The sequence below is a fragment of the Robertmurraya sp. FSL R5-0851 genome (assembly GCF_038002965.1).
Classification (GTDB): domain Bacteria; phylum Bacillota; class Bacilli; order Bacillales; family Cytobacillaceae; genus Robertmurraya_A; species Robertmurraya_A beringensis.
On the sequence record NZ_JBBOOE010000001.1, the window covers coordinates 775,566 to 792,807 of the forward strand.

Sequence of the window (17,242 nt, forward strand, 5' to 3'; positions counted from 1 at the left end):
CCCTTTATCAAAATGGTTGTTTTCAATGCCACGTCCCTCACTTTAATCCCCATTAATCTTCTATATATATTAAAATAGAAATATATGTAAGGAGAACTAATGTGAAAATAATCGTTGGAGGGAGTATATGTTCTTTATTGGATTAACTGTTTCTTTAATTTTGCTTTTGTCAGGAATCGTTTTGCTTATAGAAGCTTTTTATATAATCGGAGGGCTTCTATCAGGGGTAGGTATTATTTTTTTAATTTTCATGTTCCGATATTATCGAAATAGAAATCGTAAAAAAGAGAAGGAGAGTTTGGATTGTTTCGACTGTAACTTTGCAGGAGTGGATTGTCCTAATTTATCAAGAATGAAAAAGATGGATTGCGATTGTGATGGAGATAAAGGATTCGATTGTGACTGTACCCCGAATTAAACGTGATTATATATCGGAGGGAAAAATAATGAGGGGAATCTTGATGACTATCCCATGTCATCGTATACATGAAAGATGTCTTCACTTCAAAGGGAAGCCTATGCTTCTATGTGCAAGATGCTTTGCTATGCTACTTGGTTATCTCTTTACACCGATAGCCTTGGCTTTTAACATGGTTGTACCTTTATGGGTGCCAATCATTATGGCTGTTCCACTTGTAATGGATGGATTTACACAAAAATGGAAGTGGAGGAAGAGTTCTAATCTTGTTCGTTTTATAACTGGAATTCTGTTTGGAGTCGGTCAATCACTTCTTATTTCAACTATGACTTGGGAAATTGTTCAATATTTTAAATAGAGTATGAAAAAAATCACTTCATTTAATTACTAAACTAATAAGGATAATGAGCTGGCATATGCCGGTTTTTTTACTTTATAAGGTTTTATAATAATCAGGAACCTACTGGAATTAGGTTGCCTCATTTATTGTTCATCTGCACTATGGTAAATTAAAAAAGAAGTGAAGCAAAAGGAGAGAAATTAGATGCAATTCTTAACTTATAAACTTGCTCAGGAAATCGTTGAACGAACGATGGAAATATTAGATAGTAATATTAATGTAATGAATGAAGAAGGAATTATTATTGGGTCTGGTGATAGTCAAAGGATTAATCAGCTTCATGATGGCGCTCTTCTCGTCCTTAAAAAAGGAGAAAGTGTTGAAATTGATCAGTCCATGGCAGCTAAAATGAAAGGAACAAGGTCGGGAATCAATTTACCTATCCGTTTTAATAACGAAATCGTGGGTGTTGTGGGTATTACAGGAGAGCCTGAGCAAATTAAGAATTATGCCCAACTTGTTAAAATGGCAGCTGAACTAGTGTTGGAGCAGTCATTTTTACTAGAAAGGGTACAATGGAGGCAAAGGCTACAAAGTGAGATCGTAAACCAAATTATTTCAGATGAAGACTTAAATACAGAGTGGGTAAAAGATCGTGCGAGATTCCTAGGAATCAACTTGGAGCAGCCAAGGATTGCCCTTGTGATAAAACCATCAGATTATACAGATCTAACCAATCAAAAACTAATAAGGTCTATACAATATGAAATGAATAAGAATGATTTAATAGGTGTTACTTTTAACAATGAAATTGTGGTCCTAAAAGCATCATCTGTATCTGAATCAATAAAGGAGTTAACACCTTCCTTGCATCGCTTATTAAAAGTATCCGGAAGCAAGATCATTATCGGGACTGGAGGCCTGGCGGAAAGTGTAAAAGAAGTAAAGCTTTCATTTCAACAGGCTAAAAGTGCCGTTTTCGTGGGTAGCAAAATCCAGCCTAATAATCCATTCTATCATTACGAGGATTTCCGATTAGAAGTAATGCTAGCAAAAGTGGGACAGGAGGAACCGGATAAAAATATTTTCTCCTTTTATCAACGATTGCTAGATGAAGGGAAGAAGGGAGAACTAGTCGACACGCTGCAGGCATTTATAGAAGAAAACGGAGAATTAAATAAAATAGCAGAAAGGCTGTATATACATCGAAATACATTACGGTATCGTCTTGATAGAATTGAAGAATTGACTGGAAAAGACCCGCGAAATATAAAGGATATTATTGTGTTATTTACAGCAAAGCTCTTGCATGATATTAGATAATTTGTTCATTTGCACAGTTTATTTAAACTATTGCCCTGCTTTTTTCATCAACCTATCCAATGAAAGCAATTAGGAAAACGCTTACAATAAAAACATAATAAAAGAAGTAGTGGGTATCCGTTAGGAGAAAAGGGGATTTCTAAGATAGCTATTTTGCTAGCAATGATCGGGGGAGGTAAGTCAGGGGATATTATGTCGCCAAACCCAAATGCTATTGGTGCTTCTGATGCATTTGGTGTGCCGTTAACATCCGTTATGGATACTATTACTAGCATTACGCCCATTATTTGATATCAATATCGATCCGATGGTTGCTTTGCTACTTGGAGGAATCATTGGTGTGATTGCTATGAATCGATTATTTCTACTCTCATATTTGGAGTTTTTTAAGCTTTTTGGCTAAAAGTCGTGGTTCGGACTTTTGAAAAGCTTCTAACAGAAAGGAAGATAGGATTATATGAAAATTGTAATTGCACCCGATTCTTTTAAAGAAAGTTTAACGGCTCTAGAAGCCGCGAATGCCATAGAAAGGGGCTTCAAATCTATTTTTCCAAATGCCGTGTATCATAAAATGCCAATGGCAGATGGTGGAGAGGGAACCGTCCAATCACTCGTAGATGCCACAAACGGTACCATAGAGGAGCGGATTGTTTCTGGTCCGTTAGGCAACCCGGTCAAATCATTTTTTGGATTAATGGGAGACGGGAAAACAGCTGTTATTGAAATGGCTGCTGCATCAGGTTTGCATCTTGTCCCTATGGAAAAGAGAAACCCTTTAGTCACGTCAACGAGAGGAACTGGAGAATTAATCTCAGCAGCTCTTGATTTGGGTGTAAAGCATATTATTATAGGGATCGGCGGAAGTGCTACGAACGATGGGGGAGCGGGAATGATCCAAGCGTTAGGTGCAAAACTGCTGGATGAAGAAGGAGAGACAATCGGTCCTGGAGGCGGTGCGCTTTCACAAATCTCAACAGTTGACTTGAGTGGTCTTGATAATAGATTGAAGGATGTTCACATTGATGTGGCTTGTGATGTAGATAATCCATTAACAGGACCAAGAGGGGCTTCAGCCATTTTTGGTCCTCAAAAGGGAGCCACTCCTGAAATGGTTAAATTACTTGATAAGAACCTATCCCATTTTGCAGATGTAATAGAAAAAGCTCTTGGGAAGTCCTTCCGGGATATTGAGGGAGCCGGTGCGGCTGGTGGTCTAGGAGCAAGTCTGCTTGCTTTTTTAAACGCTGATCTTAAAAGAGGAATTGATATCGTTCTTCATGCGATGAATTTTGAGAGTGTTGTTAAAGATGCAGACCTTGTTATCACAGGTGAAGGACGAATCGACAGTCAAACAGTTTATGGGAAAACACCAATCGGCGTGGCGAAAGCTGCTAAAAAATATGGTGTGCCAGTTATTGGACTTGCGGGATCCATATCTCAAGACAGTGATGTTGTAATTGAACACGGAATAGATGCTCTGTTCAGTATTGTTCCAGGTATTATCACACTTCCAGAGGCATTTGAATTTGCTGAGATTAATATAGAAAGAACAGCAAGAAATGTTGCCTCATCTATGAGAATGATTCACTCAGTGAGAAGCTGTTAAATAACAGCTTCTTTTCTTGTAAAAAAACAGGAGCTATCCTTATGTGGTTTATACAATATTAAAAGCCGGCCCATGTTAGAGTCGGCTGTTTGATATATTTGCAACATAAAGCTCTAATTCGACAAAACTGACCGTCCTTTTCCGTGTGGGACACAAACCGGAGTACCAAAAATAGGATCGCACGAAATGCTGCAATTCATTTGAAACACTTCGCTAACCAATTGGCAGGTAATGATGTCTTCAGGTTTTCCTTGGGCGTATACTTTTTTGTCTTTAACGGCTACGATATGATGGGCGTAACGACTAGCTAGGTTTAAATCATGTAAAACCATGATAATGGTATGGCCTTTTTGCTCGTTTAGGTCAAATAATAGATCAAGGATTTCGATTTGGTGTGTCATATCTAAATAGGTTGTAGGTTCATCTAATAATATGATATCTGTATCCTGTGCTAAGGTTAAAGAGATCCATGCTCGTTGGCGTTGACCACCTGATAACGAATCAACGGCACGGTCTTTTAAGTGAAGCATATTGGTTGCTTCAAGGGCCCGCTGAACGGCATCCTCGTCTTCCTTAGACCATTGCTTGATAAGGGAACGGTAAGGGTGTCTGCCTTGCTTGACTAGTTCATATACAGTTAAGCCTTCAGGTGAAACTGGGCTTTGTGGTAAAATGGCTAGCTTTTTTGCGATCTCTTTTGTTTTCATCTTGGCGATTTCTTCACCGTTAAGCAGGATATTGCCACTCTTGGGCTTTAGTAACCGAGCTAAAGACCGAAGAAGGGTGGACTTTCCGCATCCGTTTCCACCAATAAAAACAGTGATTTCCCCTTTAGGAATTTCGATATCTAAATTATCAATGATGATAGTATCCCCATAACCTAGTGTTAAATTCTTTGCGGATAATGAGTGCATTGATATCTCTCCCCTAAAGTAAAACGTAAAATGTTACTTTTATTTTATTTGGTTTCCACTACGCAGTCAATGATAACTGTTATCAGTCGAAAAATTGACACAATTAACATCCAAATATTTGTAAAAAAATGCTGTTCTCATGAGGAGACAGCATTTTTTTGGATGGTTATTTTACTAATGCACTTAAAATATCTTCAATGGTTTGCTGAGATGCAAGTAATCCTTTATTTGTCCAATTACTTGGATCATTGATGATATGGATGTTTCCGTTTTTAGCAGCAGGTGTACTTTGCCAGACAGAGCTATTTTCCAATGTCTCAATTCCTTGTTCGCCTTCAAGAGCTAATAAAAAGACATGGTCGGCATCGAGTTCAGACAGCTTTTCAACGGAGATTGGATTCCATGATGCAGTATCAGCCTGACCTAGCTCCTGAATCAATGTTGGTTGCTTGATTCCTAATTCAGAGTAAAGTACCTCTGCACTATGACGGTTTTGTTCGAATAGGAAGAATTGATTTCCAGCTGCCCAGATAACAGCTACTGTTTCTTCACCGATCGCTTCTGATAATTGGTCACGAGCAGATGAAACGGTGTCTTCGTAGTCACTTAAGACCTTTTTCGCTTCATCTTCTTTTCCAAGGATCTTCCCGAAGGTTTCAATTTGCTTTCTCCAATCTTTAACGGTTTCTTCTGTCATTAAATATGTTGGAGCAATTTTGTTATAATCTTCATAGGTACCTTCATAGCTTTCCATGTTATTTTCTAAAATAATCAATTCTGGTGCGTGATTTAGTACTTGTTCAACTGGAAGATTCCATTCAATTGTTGGGACATCTTTTAAATCAGACTCTAAATATTCTTGAACGGCTTGTCCAATGGCCCACTTCGCAACAGGAGTAACACCTAAAGCCAGTAACGCATCTTCATGATAAGGAGCAAGGATTTTTTCAGCATTTGCTGGGATGGTTACTTCACCCATAGCAGAATCTAATGTAATTTCGGAATTGTTTGTTTCGCCTTCTGTCTCAGAATCAGAAGCTGAATTATCATTTCCACATGCTGACATAATAAATAATAAACCCACTATCATAATGGTAAATATTCGACGAAATTTCATATTTGTTTTCAAATCAATTTCTCCTTTATGATATAATTTCTTCGTCAATGATAATCATTTTCAATTAATCAGTCAATCGACTTTTGTAATTTTTTTTGACAATTTAAAGAATTTAGCAGAAAACAGGGGAGATCCATGCGCGAATTTATTCATCATTCGAACACATCAAAACTTATCATCAATATTATAACCATCCTTTTATTAATTGTTTCAATTGGCTTATCGGTTTCATACGGGTCAACCAATATAGCACTAGGAACGGTATGGCAGGCTGTGTTTCATTTTGATCCAGAATTAACTACACATCAGGTGATTCAAGAACTACGTTTGCCACGCGCCTTTTCAGCGGCACTAGTTGGTGCTTTTCTTGCTGTTTCCGGTGCGATCATGCAAGGGATGACACGAAATCCATTGGCATCTCCTTCCATTATGGGGGTAACAGATGGAGCGGCTTTTGCCCTCGTCCTGATGCTAGCATTTTTTCCTACCATTTCGACGGTGGGGCTAATCAGTTCGTCCTTTATCGGTGCTGGTTTAGCTGTAGGACTTGTTTTTATGGTTGGTTCTTTTTCTCCTAGTGGGTTAACTCCAGTAAAGCTTGCCTTAGCAGGGGTGGCAATCGGGACGATGCTACGTTCCATCTCTTCGATTCTGTCCTTACATTTTAATTTGGAAAAACAAATGGCCTTTTGGCTTGCTGGTGGTCTAGATGGGACAAGTTGGGCCTCTGTCACTATTCTGGTTATTTCAGGTATCATCGGTTTATTGATCGCGATTGTAATCTCCAAATCCATTACCGTCCTCAGCTTAGGAGAAGACATGGCAACAGGCTTAGGACAAAATAATTTAATGATTAAATTATTTGGGATTCTATCCATTCTCATCCTAACAGGTGCAGCCGTATCAGTAGCTGGTGCCGTAGGGTTTGTCGGACTTATTGTTCCACATATTACGAGATTCATTATTGGAACGGATTACAGGTGGGTTATTCCGTCATCTATTCTTTTTGGGGCGTTGTTACTGGTTTTAGCAGATGTGGTTTCGAGACTAGTGAATGCTCCTTTTGAAACACCAGTGGGAGCCATTACCTCTCTTATCGGAGTTCCCTTCTTCCTTTATTTAGCTCGAGGTAGTGGAGGTGGAAAATGATGAATGCGGTTGAAGTAAAAAAGAAGAAAAAGCTGGTCGGTATCATTGTTTTATTAATCATAACGATTTTACTCATGTTTTTTGTTAGTTTAAGCACAGGGGTTATTCAAATTGCCCCAGCAGATGTCATCAAAACATTATTTCATCATGGTACGGCACGGCAGGAGCTTGTTCTGTTTGATTTTCGTTTACCAGGCATTTTACTGGCTCTATTAATTGGGGCAGGATTAGCTATTTCAGGTGTTATCTTACAGGGAATTACTCAAAATGAACTGGCTGATCCTGGAATTTTAGGTATCAACACTGGAGCAGGTCTTGCGGTTGTTTTATTTATGTATTTTTTCAAGGGACAACTCGATGTGACGAGTTCTTTCACTATTTTTATCATGCCGGTGGCTGCTTTAGTGGGTGCAATTGTCGCTGCTTTTATCATCTATGCGTTGGCATGGAAAAGAGGGGTCAACCCGATTCGACTGGTTTTAGTTGGAATTGGTGTAAATGCTGGTTTTGCTGCTTTTCTTACTATTTTTCAATTGAAAATGGATCCACAAGACTTCAGACAAGCGACGGTTTGGCTGACAGGAGATATATGGAACGCTAGCTGGAATTTCGTGTTTGCTCTATTACCTTGGATTTTACTATTAATTCCTATCGCTCTTCATAAAGCTCATTCCTTAAATGTATTAAATTTAGGGGATGATGTAGCCTCTGGATTGGGTACAAATGTTGAGTCTGAGAGGCGGCTGTTATTGCTTATTGCCGTTGCCCTAGCTGGTGCTTCCGTTGCAGCGGGTGGAGGAATTGCTTTTTTAGGGTTAGTTGTTCCGCATATTGCTAGAAAAATTATGGGACCGCTACATCAATATATAATTCCCGTCTCCGCATTAATAGGTGCTTTACTATTAATGGTGTCTGATACGATCGGGAAGAATCTGTTAGCACCAACAGAAATTCCTGTTGGTATTATCGTTTCATTGCTGAGTGCCCCATATTTTGTTTATCTATTAATTAGGACCAAATAGAAATGTTGAGAGGGGAACGATGACATAAATATTCAATCTGTTGTTGATCATGTGCCTGATTACCAGGCTTTTCTGACTGTAGAAGAAATGGATGAGAGCTGTAGGAGGCTTGCTCGGGAGTTTCCTGGCATCGTTACCGTCTTTGAAGCTGGAAAATCGCGAAACGGACATCCCATTTTATGTATGAAAATTGGAGATGGACCAAAGAATGCTTTGTGTTTTGCTTGTCCACACCCGAATGAACCGATTGGAGCGATGACATTAGAGTATTTTTCTCGTGCACTAGCGGAGAATGATGAATTACGAGATGGGTTGGGGTTTACATGGTACATGATTAAATGTATCGATCCGGATGGTGTTCGTCTAAATGAAAATTGGTTTAAAGGGCCGTTTACAGTATATAACTATACGAAAAATTATTACCGGCCAATTGGGTATGACCAGGTGGAATGGACCTTTCCTATTGACTATAAAGAGCTGCATTTTCACAACCCGCTTCCGGAAACGAAAGCATTAATGAAATTAATAGAAGAAACCAAACCAGAGTTTATGTACTCGTTACATAATGCTGGTTTTGGAGGCGCTTATTGGTACATTACACATGACTATCCAGAGCTATATGAGGGATTACGGAATTCATCAATCAAACAAGGCATTCCCTTGAATTTAGGTGAGCCGGAGGAACCTTTCATAACGAAATTTTCACCTGCGATATTTAAAAATATGACCATTGGTGAGGCGTATGATTTCATAGAGAAATATAGTGGAGAGAAGCCAAATATTAAAAATGGTACATCAAGTTCAGACTATGCAGGGAGCATAAACCCCGATTGTGTCACACTTCTGACGGAGCTGCCTTATTTCTTTGATTCTCGGATCGAGGATATGAGCGAAAGTGAAATGACACGAAAAGAAGCCATCTTAAAGGGTGTGGAAGTATCTCAAGCCCATTTTGCTCGCTTAGACCTGATTTTGCAGGATATTCGCCCCTATGTACAAAAGGAAAATCCTTTTGTAAAGCTGGTGGAGGAAGTCATTCAGTACGTTCGAGAGGGCAGTGAAGCCAAAATCAAATGGGCCAAAAGCAATCCAGAGTTCGAAAAATCGGCGAAAATAGCGGAGGTTTTTGATAACCTGTATGCGGCAAAATTTTATAATGGCTTGTATCTAGGTTTAACGGTCCGAACATGCGCATATGAAATAGAACGGCTGCAACTACTTGAAAACAGGGATGAAGAAGCTCTCTGTAAGCTGAAGGAAGCGCATGATAGTGGTGAGAAGTTATTAGATGAATATTGTCATGAGTTAGAGAATGAGCTTGATTACACATTTATTCCGATTCAAAAGCTGGTACGTATTCAAGTAGAGAGCGGATTGATTGTAGCGAATTACATCCGAGAAAACAGATAGATATATCTCCTCAATTACCAATAAAATAAACCAGATTTCAAAAGTCAACTTTACTAGTTGGCTTTTTTTAAGGCTCTTTTCTTAAACTTTGTTGCGGGATTCCCTTTAATAGAAAGTTAAACAAAAAAAGTAGAGGGTAGGTAATAGGTATTGCTTCTTTTGTTGGAGGAAATTGGTACATTTATATAGAATTATTGTTTAAACGTGCATTTCGGAGGTTCCACAATGAAAAGAATATGGTCAATACTTGCCTTACTAGTTATCGTCATATGTGGTGGAATCATAAATGACGCCCAAGCTTCTGTAATCATCAACCAAGAAAAAACAGGGAAATATAACATCTATGAAAATATGGAAATACTCGAAGATAAAGAGGGGAATCTTACGATAGAAGATGTATCTTCAACCACTTTATCCAACCAGTTTACAGAAAATAAAGAAGGCATTCCTAGCTATGGGTACAAGTCGTCTGTCTATTGGCTGCGCTTCGAAATAGACAATCATCTGAGCACGGATGAATATATTCTAGAATTCCCCTATGCTCCTCACGATTCTATTACTTTATATGAACAAAATGGGACGAATAAGTATATAGCATTAAATGGCGGTGATTTACTACCGTTTTCCGAGAGAGACCGGAAGCATCGACATGTGACATTCGAATTAATCATACCTGAAAAGGAAACTAGTATCTATTATGTCAGAATACAAAGTGAAGGATCCTTACAGCTCTCGGTTGTACTTTGGGATGAAGAAGCTTTTTCGGAAAAAAGCATAAAAGAGTATCTTCTTTTCGGTATTTATTACGGGTCAACACTTGTAATGGTTGTTTACAACATTTTTTTATATAGCTCCTTACGGTTACGGAGCTATTTATGGTATGTACTGTTAATTTTCGCCGTTAGTATGACTCAATTGACGCTGAATGGATTTGCTTATCAATTCTTATGGCCGGACTTCCCATGGTGGAATAATCGCTCGATTGTTTTTTCCATTGCTCTCTCCAACATGGCCGGTGCCTTATTTGTCAATAAATTTCTTAATGTTCAACATTATGCAAAGAGGTGGAGCAGAATTCTTCATATGCTTACCACGTTCAATATAGCAATACTCGTTGTATTAATGTTGTCATATTCTCTTGCCTTACATCTTGTTACTCTTTCTACGATTCTCTTTATTCCTGTTGTACTTACTACGACAATTCTTTGCTGGAAGAGAGGGAATAAGGCGGCTCGTTACTTGTTTTTTGCATGGTTTATCTTGTTACTAACTAGCTTGGTCTCTTATTTGTCAGATGCAGGAACATTGCCATTGAATACTTTTACACGATATGCCTCCTTAATAGGATCATTTATCGAGATGATTCTCTTTTCGTTGGCACTGGCTGATCGGGTGAAAATCATTCAAATGGAAAAAGAAAATGCAGAACGAGCCACGCTTTTATTAAATGAAGAGCTTGAAGAAAGGGTACAAAAAAGGACGGAAGAGCTGCAAAAAAGTACAGAAAAGCTGGTCAGTATGGAGAGGTCACGACGCCATCTACTATCGAATATCTCCCATGATTTAGGTACGCCGATGACGTCTATTCAGGGGTATGTCAAGGCGATGTTGGATGGAGTGATTGAACCTTGTGATCAAACGTATCTAAAAATTGTTCATGAAAAAACCATCTATATTGATCGGTTAATACAGGATCTACATGACCTTTCAAGATTAGATGAAAGGCAGGCAAGTTTTTCTCTAAATAAAGTATCTGTTCAAAAGTTTATTCAGTTTTTGTATCAATATAAATCAGATGTTACTAGTAAAAACCTTAAATTTCAGTTTGATCATCAGCTTTCCTTAGAAAAAAACGAGTGGGTTCTGTTCATGGATTTGAACCGAATGAGGCAAGTGATGGAGAATTTAATTTCGAATGCCGTTAAGTATACAAAAGAGAATGGTTTCATTAAGATTGAGGTTATTGAATATGAGGAGTTTTATAGAAGACACAGACATCAAGAGGAAATCGCTGTGGCCCTAGACAATATAGGGAATATTCACCGTAATCAGAGCTTAGTCATTGGCGTTCATGACAATGGCATAGGAATTGATGCGGAGTCACTTCCATATATATTCGACCGTTTCTATCGAGCGGATGCCGAACAATATGATACGTATCGGAATGCTGGACTTGGGCTGGCTATTACTAAAGAAATTATTGATCACCATAACGGAATGATTTGGGCTGAAAGCTTGGAATCACGGGGAAGTTCTTTCTATTTTACATTGCCTATCTACACAGGAGAGATGGGGGAGAATAAATGAGGACCGTTGTTATTGCTGAAGATGAAGTAGATATTCGGAATTTATTGAAGCTCTATCTCGAACAGGAGTATCGTGTGATCTCATTTGCGAATGGAGAAGAGGCGCTAGCGGGTATTCAGGAGGTCATGCCAGATCTTGTAATTTTAGATATTCTTCTGCCTGGAATGAATGGATTCAAGGTTTGTGAGAGGCTACGAGAAAAACAAATCCACGTCCCCGTAATTTTTTTAAGTGCCAAAAGGGAACAAAGTGAAAAAATCCGTGGGCTAGAGATCGGTGCCGATGATTATATCACAAAGCCATTTGATCCAGGAGAACTAATGGCAAGAGTAAAAGCACATTTGCGACGCAGCACTCAGCAAACCGCCACTGAAGAAGAGAGCACACATATGATTAAATGGGGAGAGCTACATATTGATATTGAACAATATGTGGTAACTGTAAAGGGAAACCCGATCCACTTATCAACAAAGGAAATACAGCTGTTAATTTTACTCGCTTCCAATCCAAGACGGGTGTTTAATACGGTGCAGTTATATGACTTAATTTGGGGCGAAGGCCAATATGGTGATTTGAAAACAGTCTCTGTTCATATTAGTACCTTACGAAAAAAGATTGAGCAAAACCCGTCAAAACCAGAGTATATTATTACGGTAAGGGGATTTGGATATAAATTTCTTTCATAAAAGTTTAATTTTCTCCTTTTATTATAATTTTCCAATTTCTTAACTTAAATTTAACCTTCACCATTTATGATTAAAGCTATGAGACTGGAATGATATAGGAGGAGAGCCATGAAAGAGATTCAGAATCTTGACGGAGAATGGATTCAACTAATCAAACAGGCTAAAGATATGGGAATGTCCATAGAGGAGGTTCGTACATTCTTACAGTCTATCATGGATGGGAAACATGTAACTGAGATCGTGAAGACGATGGGTCTAAATGTATCCTTTACATAGATCATCGTTTCCCTTTAAGGTATCAAAAGTAACCCTCATTGAAATATATCTTCTCATTTATGTAGTTTTTCATGACTAGAGAAATTTAATAAATAATAAAACAATCCAGAGGAAACAGAGTCCTCTGGATTATTCTACTTATATTATTTTAACGCATTCACTGCATTGATAGCTCCAAACCCAGATTCTCCATCATAGCCCGGTTTGAACCAGTCGTCAGCAGAATTTTGAATCATGTGCTTAACTTGAGAAGGAGATAGAACATCTTTCCCATACTTGGCAATAATGACTCCAGCTAGCCCGGCTGTTTTAGGAGCAGCCATAGATGTACCTGCATAGAAGGCATATCCTCCCGGAACCGTCGATAAGCATAATTTATTACGGTCTCTCAAAGTGGTGTCACCTGTTTCTAGCCAAGCTGTACCGTAGTCGCCGCCTGGTGCGATAACATCAATTTTCCCAACACCATAGTTAGAATAGTAAGTGAGGTTCTTTTCTTCACCACCAGCAGCAACACGGATCATTGTTTGGCTGCTTGGGCTTCGATGGGTTGCCCCTTTTTCATCTCCTGAAAGTTTTCCAGGACTTGAGAGGTCTACACCATTATTGCCTGCGGATCCGACTACAGTTACTCCATTCTTAATCGCATATTGGATAGCACGGTTGAAGAGTCGAACGTCTGCAACAACCTCTTGTGTTGCATAATCAGGGTTTTGGAACCAATCGTAACCACCTAGTGACATATTAACAACGTCTACATTATCATCTGCTGCTGTCATTAATGCATTGGCAATATCAGAAGTGTACGCACCTCCCGTTGGTCCAAACACTCTATAGGCAGCTACTTTTAGTTCTGGTCCAATTCCTAATACTCTACCATTTCCGGCAAATGACCCAGCCACATGTGTTCCATGCCCATTTTGATCCATTGGACTAGTTATACCTGGTACAAAAGATTTTCCGTAAGCATAGTTTTCCTTTATATCTGGATGAGTATAATCAATCCCAGTATCCACAACGGCTACTACAATATCCTTTCCATCCTTCGCCTCTCCCGTACCGCCTTCGAGATTCCAAGAGGCCCCATTGTTGGTAACTTGCTTAATATCCCATTGATAGGTGTTGTATAGATCATTCGCTGGAGTAGCAGTGAAATCGTCTTCAAGGGCCTGCACATCTACAGGGGCTTCAGGATAAATGGTGCTCTCCATGCCAGCGTCTAGTACAACTGTGCTTTTTTCAATGTTTGCTAGGAAGTTAGGGTTATCTGAGTTAACCTTAACAGCCCCTAATTTGGGTAATGCTTTCGTTACTTTCCCCCCAGAATTTTTTACTAGATCTTGATAGTTTGATGGAAGATTTGTATCAGATTTAAAGATAACTATGTAATTCTTGTCCACCGCTTGAGCTTGAGTAACTCCTATACAAAAAAGGCAGTGGCACTCAGTGTAGCTGTTACCGCACCAGCAATCAGTTTCTTCTTCATTAAAATCCCCCTATTAAAAGAATTTTCCAACAACTTAATTATAGAATTCACTCTCATAACGCTCAATGGGTGCATTTTGTTTAAACTTGTCATTACTTGTTCGATATTTGAAATATTTTCGACAATCGAAGGATATGTTATAAATATTAAGACTAAATAGTCATTTATTTTGATTTAGAAGTAAGATCTTTAATGAGGTTACAATATCAATCATTCTCTTATGATCTAGACCTTTTAGTCGAGTAATAATAATGCCATTATTTATATTCTAACTTCTATAGGGAATTGGTATGGACTTAGTTGATCATTAGATTATTTTAAAAAAATTATGAGAACTAAGAAATTTTTTATATAAATTCCATTATAGGGAACCCTATGTTCATATAATCTGAAGATATGGAGGCCCGTTAATTGAAAGTTCTATCAATGAAACAGCCATGGGCAAGTTTATTTGTACTTGGAGAGACTCAATATGAAACAAGGACTTGGCGAACACATTATCGTGGTCCGATGGCTATTCATACGAGTAAAAAAATCGATCTTACTGCATGTAGCTATCAAAGAGTTCAAGAGATGCTAGATAAGCATGGTTACACACCAAGCACCTTACCGAGGGGTGTAATAATTGGTGTTTGTCATTTAGTGAACTGTATAAAGGTGATAGAAAACAACATCACATCGGCTGTCTTAGAAGATGGGCGAATAATATCTGGGAATGACTTATTGTTGGGAGATTACCGAGTAGGAGGGTATGCTTGGGAGGTTTCTAATATGTATATGCTAAAAGAATATATACCTGCAAAAGGCCAGCTCGGGTTATGGGAATATAGTGGAGAATTTTCATACTAACTAGTAAATGGGGTTTTATCATGCCCGCTTATGGTTCAAACCAAAAATGCATGAAAAAACCTTCATTTTTAACATGAAGGAAATAACTCTTATATATTATATAAATCTCTAATATCCACTATTTCTTTTCTAAGTCCATCTCTTAAGGTAATCTTTGGATCGTACTGTAAAAGGGTCTGCGCTTTTGTTATATCTGCCCATGTATGTTTAGGTTCTCCATAGGTTGATCCGGTAAATTGGACGTTAATATTTTGACCAAAGGCTTCTTCTAAAATAGTTAAACATGTAAGAAGAGAGGCGCGTTCTTTCCCGCCAATATTTATCGTTTCCCCCTCAACCCCATTTGAAGATGTAACCGCTGCGATTGCTTCAACACAATCACTTATATAAGTAAAATCCCTTGTTTGTGTGCCATCTCCGTATATTTGTATAGGTTCGTTAAGAAGGATTTTGTTAATAAATCGGTGAAATGCCATATCTGGTCGTTGTCTTGGACCATAAACCGTAAATAATCGCAGGATGGTGATAGGGAATCCGTCATTCTGATAAAATACACGACATAAGTGTTCGCCGGACAACTTTGTAACGCCGTATGGAGAAAGGGGAGTTGGGTTGTCGTTTTCAGCTACTTTTCCATCTTTTTGCCCGTAAACAGAAGAAGTAGAGGTATAAATGAATTTTTTAATCGGATATTTAACACTAGCTTCTAATAATTTTTGAGTGACAAGAATGTTATTGGTGACATATAATTTGAAGTCTTCCCCCCAGCTAGTTCTAACTCCTGGAACTCCTGCAAGATGGTAAATGATATCGACCCCTTCAAGCAAAGTATCCCAATTTATTTGAAGTAAGTCTGCTTCAATAAAAGTAAATCGTGGAGAATGATGAAGGTATTGAAGGTTTCGTTCCCGTATCCATCTAGGGGTTGCTGATGGTAGGAATACATCGATACCAAGTACTTCATTTTGTGGGTTTTGAAGCAAGCGTTCACAGAGATGAGATCCAATAAAGCCTGCAGCCCCTGTGACAAGTATTTTCATGATTTTACACTCCTTTATGTTTGTAAAGAACAATAATATTTAAGGTGAAGTATTCACTGTAGCAGGGAAAGCTCTAACTCTAGAGAATGACCAATCAAGCCTATCCCTGCTATAAAGTGTTCTAAGAGTCAGCCCACACAGAAAGAATATTATTAGCGACATGCCTCCAAGTAAAGTTCTGTTCGACCAATTTCCTTCCGCGGAGCCCCATTTGCCTAATAGCCTCTATGTTAGACAACATTTTATTGAGATAGTTTGCGTATTCCAGAGGATCTTCAGGATCTTCAACAAGGTACCCGTTATCGTTTTGAACGATTTCAGGATTTCCTCCTCTAGAAGTGGTGATAAAAGGAAGTCCTGCGGCCATGGCTTCATAATGAACTCTCGCGAGAGGCTCCTCCCAAATGGAAGTACAAACGAATATATCGGCGGCACAAAACCAATTGTGTACTTCATCTGCTTGAACATATCCTGTGGTGATAACTGGTATTGGTGATCGTTCAGCTAGTGCACGAGTGTAAGCGATGTAATCACTAATCGAATCATCGCTATACCAAGCTGCTCCTACGATGACTAGTACGGCATCTGGATCTTTAACATGGGACATGGCCTTTACCAGTACGTGAGGGCCTTTATTTCTGGATAGTCGGCCAACAAATAATATCACTTTCTTTGATTCCAGATTGTATTGGGATCGAATGTTTTTTCTAGCCCGCAGTGCAGATTCAGATTCTTTCCAAGGGGCGAATCGGGATAAATCTACACCTGAATAGATAGGGCGTATTTTAGGGGCTGCTTCAGGAAAATACGCAACAATTGCCTGACCGATATATTTGCTTATGGTTATAATTGTGTCGATTTTCTCAATTGCAGCGGCTCCTTCTGCTCTACTTATTTTTTCGGGCTTAAACATATCGTTATGCATACTCAGAATAATCCGAGAGGTGGGGGCTAATTCGCTTACTGGAAGCACTAGCTTTGGACGATTGAAAATGTGGATAATATCATATTGCTCTTTTGTTTCTGAAAGAAAATTAATGATCCCCTGCATGTATATATCTAGTATGCGATTTGAAAGAATACGGACATAACGAATTCCGTTAACAACCTCTTCATTAGGTAGATCGGGATCTTCTCGACTAATAATGGTGATGTCGTGCTTTTCACTAAATAAACCAGAAACACCACATATATAAGTTTGAATAGCTCCTCCTCTAATATTAGGAACAGGGAGCATTTCAGTACATATCAATAATACTTTCATGTAATGTAATCCCTTCTTTCTATACGTTTGTATAT

16 protein-coding genes and 1 pseudogene are annotated in these 17,242 nt (G+C 38.6%); 12 read left to right on the forward strand and 5 right to left on the reverse strand.

Translation table 11 applies throughout. The annotated features are described in order from the left end of the window. The first annotated feature begins 127 nt into the window (after positions 1 to 127). The 5 genes and pseudogenes from MKX65_RS04050 (at position 128) to MKX65_RS04070 (ending at position 3,687) form a co-directional block, all read left to right on the forward strand. On the forward strand, positions 128 to 418 hold the full coding sequence (locus MKX65_RS04050) for a hypothetical protein (protein WP_340902466.1): 291 nt from the start codon (positions 128 to 130) through the stop codon (positions 416 to 418). 28 nt (positions 419 to 446) lie between these two features. Beyond that, on the forward strand, positions 447 to 776 hold the full coding sequence (locus tag MKX65_RS04055) for a DUF2085 domain-containing protein (protein ID WP_340902468.1): 330 nt from the start codon (positions 447 to 449) through the stop codon (positions 774 to 776). A 186-nt stretch (positions 777 to 962) separates the two neighbouring features. After that, positions 963 to 2,081 (forward strand): CdaR family transcriptional regulator, encoded by a 1,119-nt coding sequence (locus tag MKX65_RS04060; RefSeq protein WP_340902470.1) that lies wholly within the window; start codon positions 963 to 965, stop codon positions 2,079 to 2,081. Positions 2,082 to 2,216: 135 nt separating this feature from the next. Then, positions 2,217 to 2,439: pseudogene (locus MKX65_RS04065) on the forward strand (GntP family permease); the annotation flags it as partial. Positions 2,440 to 2,538: 99 nt separating this feature from the next. After that, positions 2,539 to 3,687: a glycerate kinase gene (locus MKX65_RS04070; RefSeq protein WP_340902471.1), complete on the forward strand. Its 1,149-nt coding sequence runs from the start codon at positions 2,539 to 2,541 to the stop codon at positions 3,685 to 3,687. 113 nt (positions 3,688 to 3,800) lie between these two features. On the opposite strand, the gene MKX65_RS04075 is transcribed toward MKX65_RS04070, so the two are convergent. Then, positions 3,801 to 4,601, reverse strand: coding sequence for an ABC transporter ATP-binding protein (locus MKX65_RS04075; RefSeq protein ID WP_160548739.1), 801 nt, complete (start codon positions 4,599 to 4,601; stop codon positions 3,801 to 3,803). A gap of 166 nt (positions 4,602 to 4,767) precedes the next feature. Beyond that, on the reverse strand, positions 4,768 to 5,730 hold the full coding sequence (locus tag MKX65_RS04080) for an iron-hydroxamate ABC transporter substrate-binding protein (protein WP_340902472.1): 963 nt from the start codon (positions 5,728 to 5,730) through the stop codon (positions 4,768 to 4,770). A gap of 123 nt (positions 5,731 to 5,853) precedes the next feature. Here MKX65_RS04080 and MKX65_RS04085 point away from each other — a divergent pair, with 123 nt between their 5' ends. The 6 genes from MKX65_RS04085 to MKX65_RS04110 all read left to right on the forward strand — a co-directional run bounded on the left by MKX65_RS04085 (position 5,854) and on the right by MKX65_RS04110 (position 12,568). Next, positions 5,854 to 6,867, forward strand: coding sequence for a FecCD family ABC transporter permease (locus MKX65_RS04085; protein ID WP_340902473.1), 1,014 nt, complete (start codon positions 5,854 to 5,856; stop codon positions 6,865 to 6,867). After that, the gene (locus MKX65_RS04090; RefSeq protein WP_340906158.1) at positions 6,867 to 7,889 is read left to right on the forward strand and encodes a FecCD family ABC transporter permease; all 1,023 of its coding nucleotides are present in this window, start codon (positions 6,867 to 6,869) and stop codon (positions 7,887 to 7,889) included. Before MKX65_RS04085 ends, MKX65_RS04090 begins: the two co-directional genes overlap by 1 nt. 51 nt (positions 7,890 to 7,940) lie before the next feature. Next, the gene (locus MKX65_RS04095; RefSeq protein WP_340902474.1) at positions 7,941 to 9,299 is read left to right on the forward strand and encodes a M14 family zinc carboxypeptidase; all 1,359 of its coding nucleotides are present in this window, start codon (positions 7,941 to 7,943) and stop codon (positions 9,297 to 9,299) included. Between the two features lie 225 nt (positions 9,300 to 9,524). Continuing rightward, positions 9,525 to 11,606 (forward strand): 7TM diverse intracellular signaling domain-containing protein, encoded by a 2,082-nt coding sequence (locus tag MKX65_RS04100; protein WP_340902475.1) that lies wholly within the window; start codon positions 9,525 to 9,527, stop codon positions 11,604 to 11,606. Continuing rightward, positions 11,603 to 12,292, forward strand: coding sequence for a response regulator transcription factor (locus MKX65_RS04105; protein WP_340902476.1), 690 nt, complete (start codon positions 11,603 to 11,605; stop codon positions 12,290 to 12,292). Before MKX65_RS04100 ends, MKX65_RS04105 begins: the two co-directional genes overlap by 4 nt. A gap of 108 nt (positions 12,293 to 12,400) precedes the next feature. Next, the gene (locus MKX65_RS04110; protein ID WP_340902477.1) at positions 12,401 to 12,568 is read left to right on the forward strand and encodes an anti-repressor SinI family protein; all 168 of its coding nucleotides are present in this window, start codon (positions 12,401 to 12,403) and stop codon (positions 12,566 to 12,568) included. Positions 12,569 to 12,711: 143 nt separating this feature from the next. On the opposite strand, the gene MKX65_RS04115 is transcribed toward MKX65_RS04110, so the two are convergent. Beyond that, positions 12,712 to 13,968, reverse strand: a complete 1,257-nt coding sequence (locus MKX65_RS04115; RefSeq protein ID WP_340902479.1) for a S8 family peptidase — start codon at positions 13,966 to 13,968, stop codon at positions 12,712 to 12,714. Positions 13,969 to 14,465: 497 nt separating this feature from the next. On the opposite strand from MKX65_RS04115, the gene MKX65_RS04120 reads away from it, so the two are divergent. Next, complete coding sequence (locus MKX65_RS04120; protein ID WP_160548733.1) at positions 14,466 to 14,903, forward strand: ASCH domain-containing protein; 438 nt, start codon at positions 14,466 to 14,468, stop codon at positions 14,901 to 14,903. Positions 14,904 to 14,992: 89 nt separating this feature from the next. On the opposite strand, the gene MKX65_RS04125 is transcribed toward MKX65_RS04120, so the two are convergent. Both MKX65_RS04125 and MKX65_RS04130 read right to left on the reverse strand, forming a co-directional pair. Continuing rightward, positions 14,993 to 15,943 (reverse strand): NAD-dependent epimerase/dehydratase family protein, encoded by a 951-nt coding sequence (locus MKX65_RS04125; protein ID WP_160548732.1) that lies wholly within the window; start codon positions 15,941 to 15,943, stop codon positions 14,993 to 14,995. Between the two features lie 121 nt (positions 15,944 to 16,064). Next, on the reverse strand, positions 16,065 to 17,207 hold the full coding sequence (locus MKX65_RS04130) for a glycosyltransferase (protein ID WP_160548731.1): 1,143 nt from the start codon (positions 17,205 to 17,207) through the stop codon (positions 16,065 to 16,067). Between the last annotated feature and the right edge of the window lie 35 nt (positions 17,208 to 17,242).

Bases quoted from the DNA above. Each gene is read 5' to 3' on its own strand.
- MKX65_RS04050 (WP_340902466.1), top strand. From the start codon at position 128: ATGTTCTTTATTGGATTAACTGTTTCTTTAATTTTGCTTTTGTCAGGA.
- MKX65_RS04055 (WP_340902468.1), top strand. From the start codon at position 447: ATGAGGGGAATCTTGATGACTATCCCATGTCATCGTATACATGAAAGA.
- MKX65_RS04060 (WP_340902470.1), top strand. From the start codon at position 963: ATGCAATTCTTAACTTATAAACTTGCTCAGGAAATCGTTGAACGAACG.
- MKX65_RS04070 (WP_340902471.1), top strand. From the start codon at position 2,539: ATGAAAATTGTAATTGCACCCGATTCTTTTAAAGAAAGTTTAACGGCT.
- MKX65_RS04075 (WP_160548739.1), bottom strand. From the start codon at position 4,601: ATGCACTCATTATCCGCAAAGAATTTAACACTAGGTTATGGGGATACT.
- MKX65_RS04085 (WP_340902473.1), top strand. From the start codon at position 5,854: ATGCGCGAATTTATTCATCATTCGAACACATCAAAACTTATCATCAAT.
- MKX65_RS04090 (WP_340906158.1), top strand. From the start codon at position 6,867: ATGAATGCGGTTGAAGTAAAAAAGAAGAAAAAGCTGGTCGGTATCATT.
- MKX65_RS04100 (WP_340902475.1), top strand. From the start codon at position 9,525: ATGAAAAGAATATGGTCAATACTTGCCTTACTAGTTATCGTCATATGT.
- MKX65_RS04105 (WP_340902476.1), top strand. From the start codon at position 11,603: ATGAGGACCGTTGTTATTGCTGAAGATGAAGTAGATATTCGGAATTTA.
- MKX65_RS04110 (WP_340902477.1), top strand. From the start codon at position 12,401: ATGAAAGAGATTCAGAATCTTGACGGAGAATGGATTCAACTAATCAAA.
- MKX65_RS04125 (WP_160548732.1), bottom strand. From the start codon at position 15,943: ATGAAAATACTTGTCACAGGGGCTGCAGGCTTTATTGGATCTCATCTC.
- MKX65_RS04130 (WP_160548731.1), bottom strand. From the start codon at position 17,207: ATGAAAGTATTATTGATATGTACTGAAATGCTCCCTGTTCCTAATATT.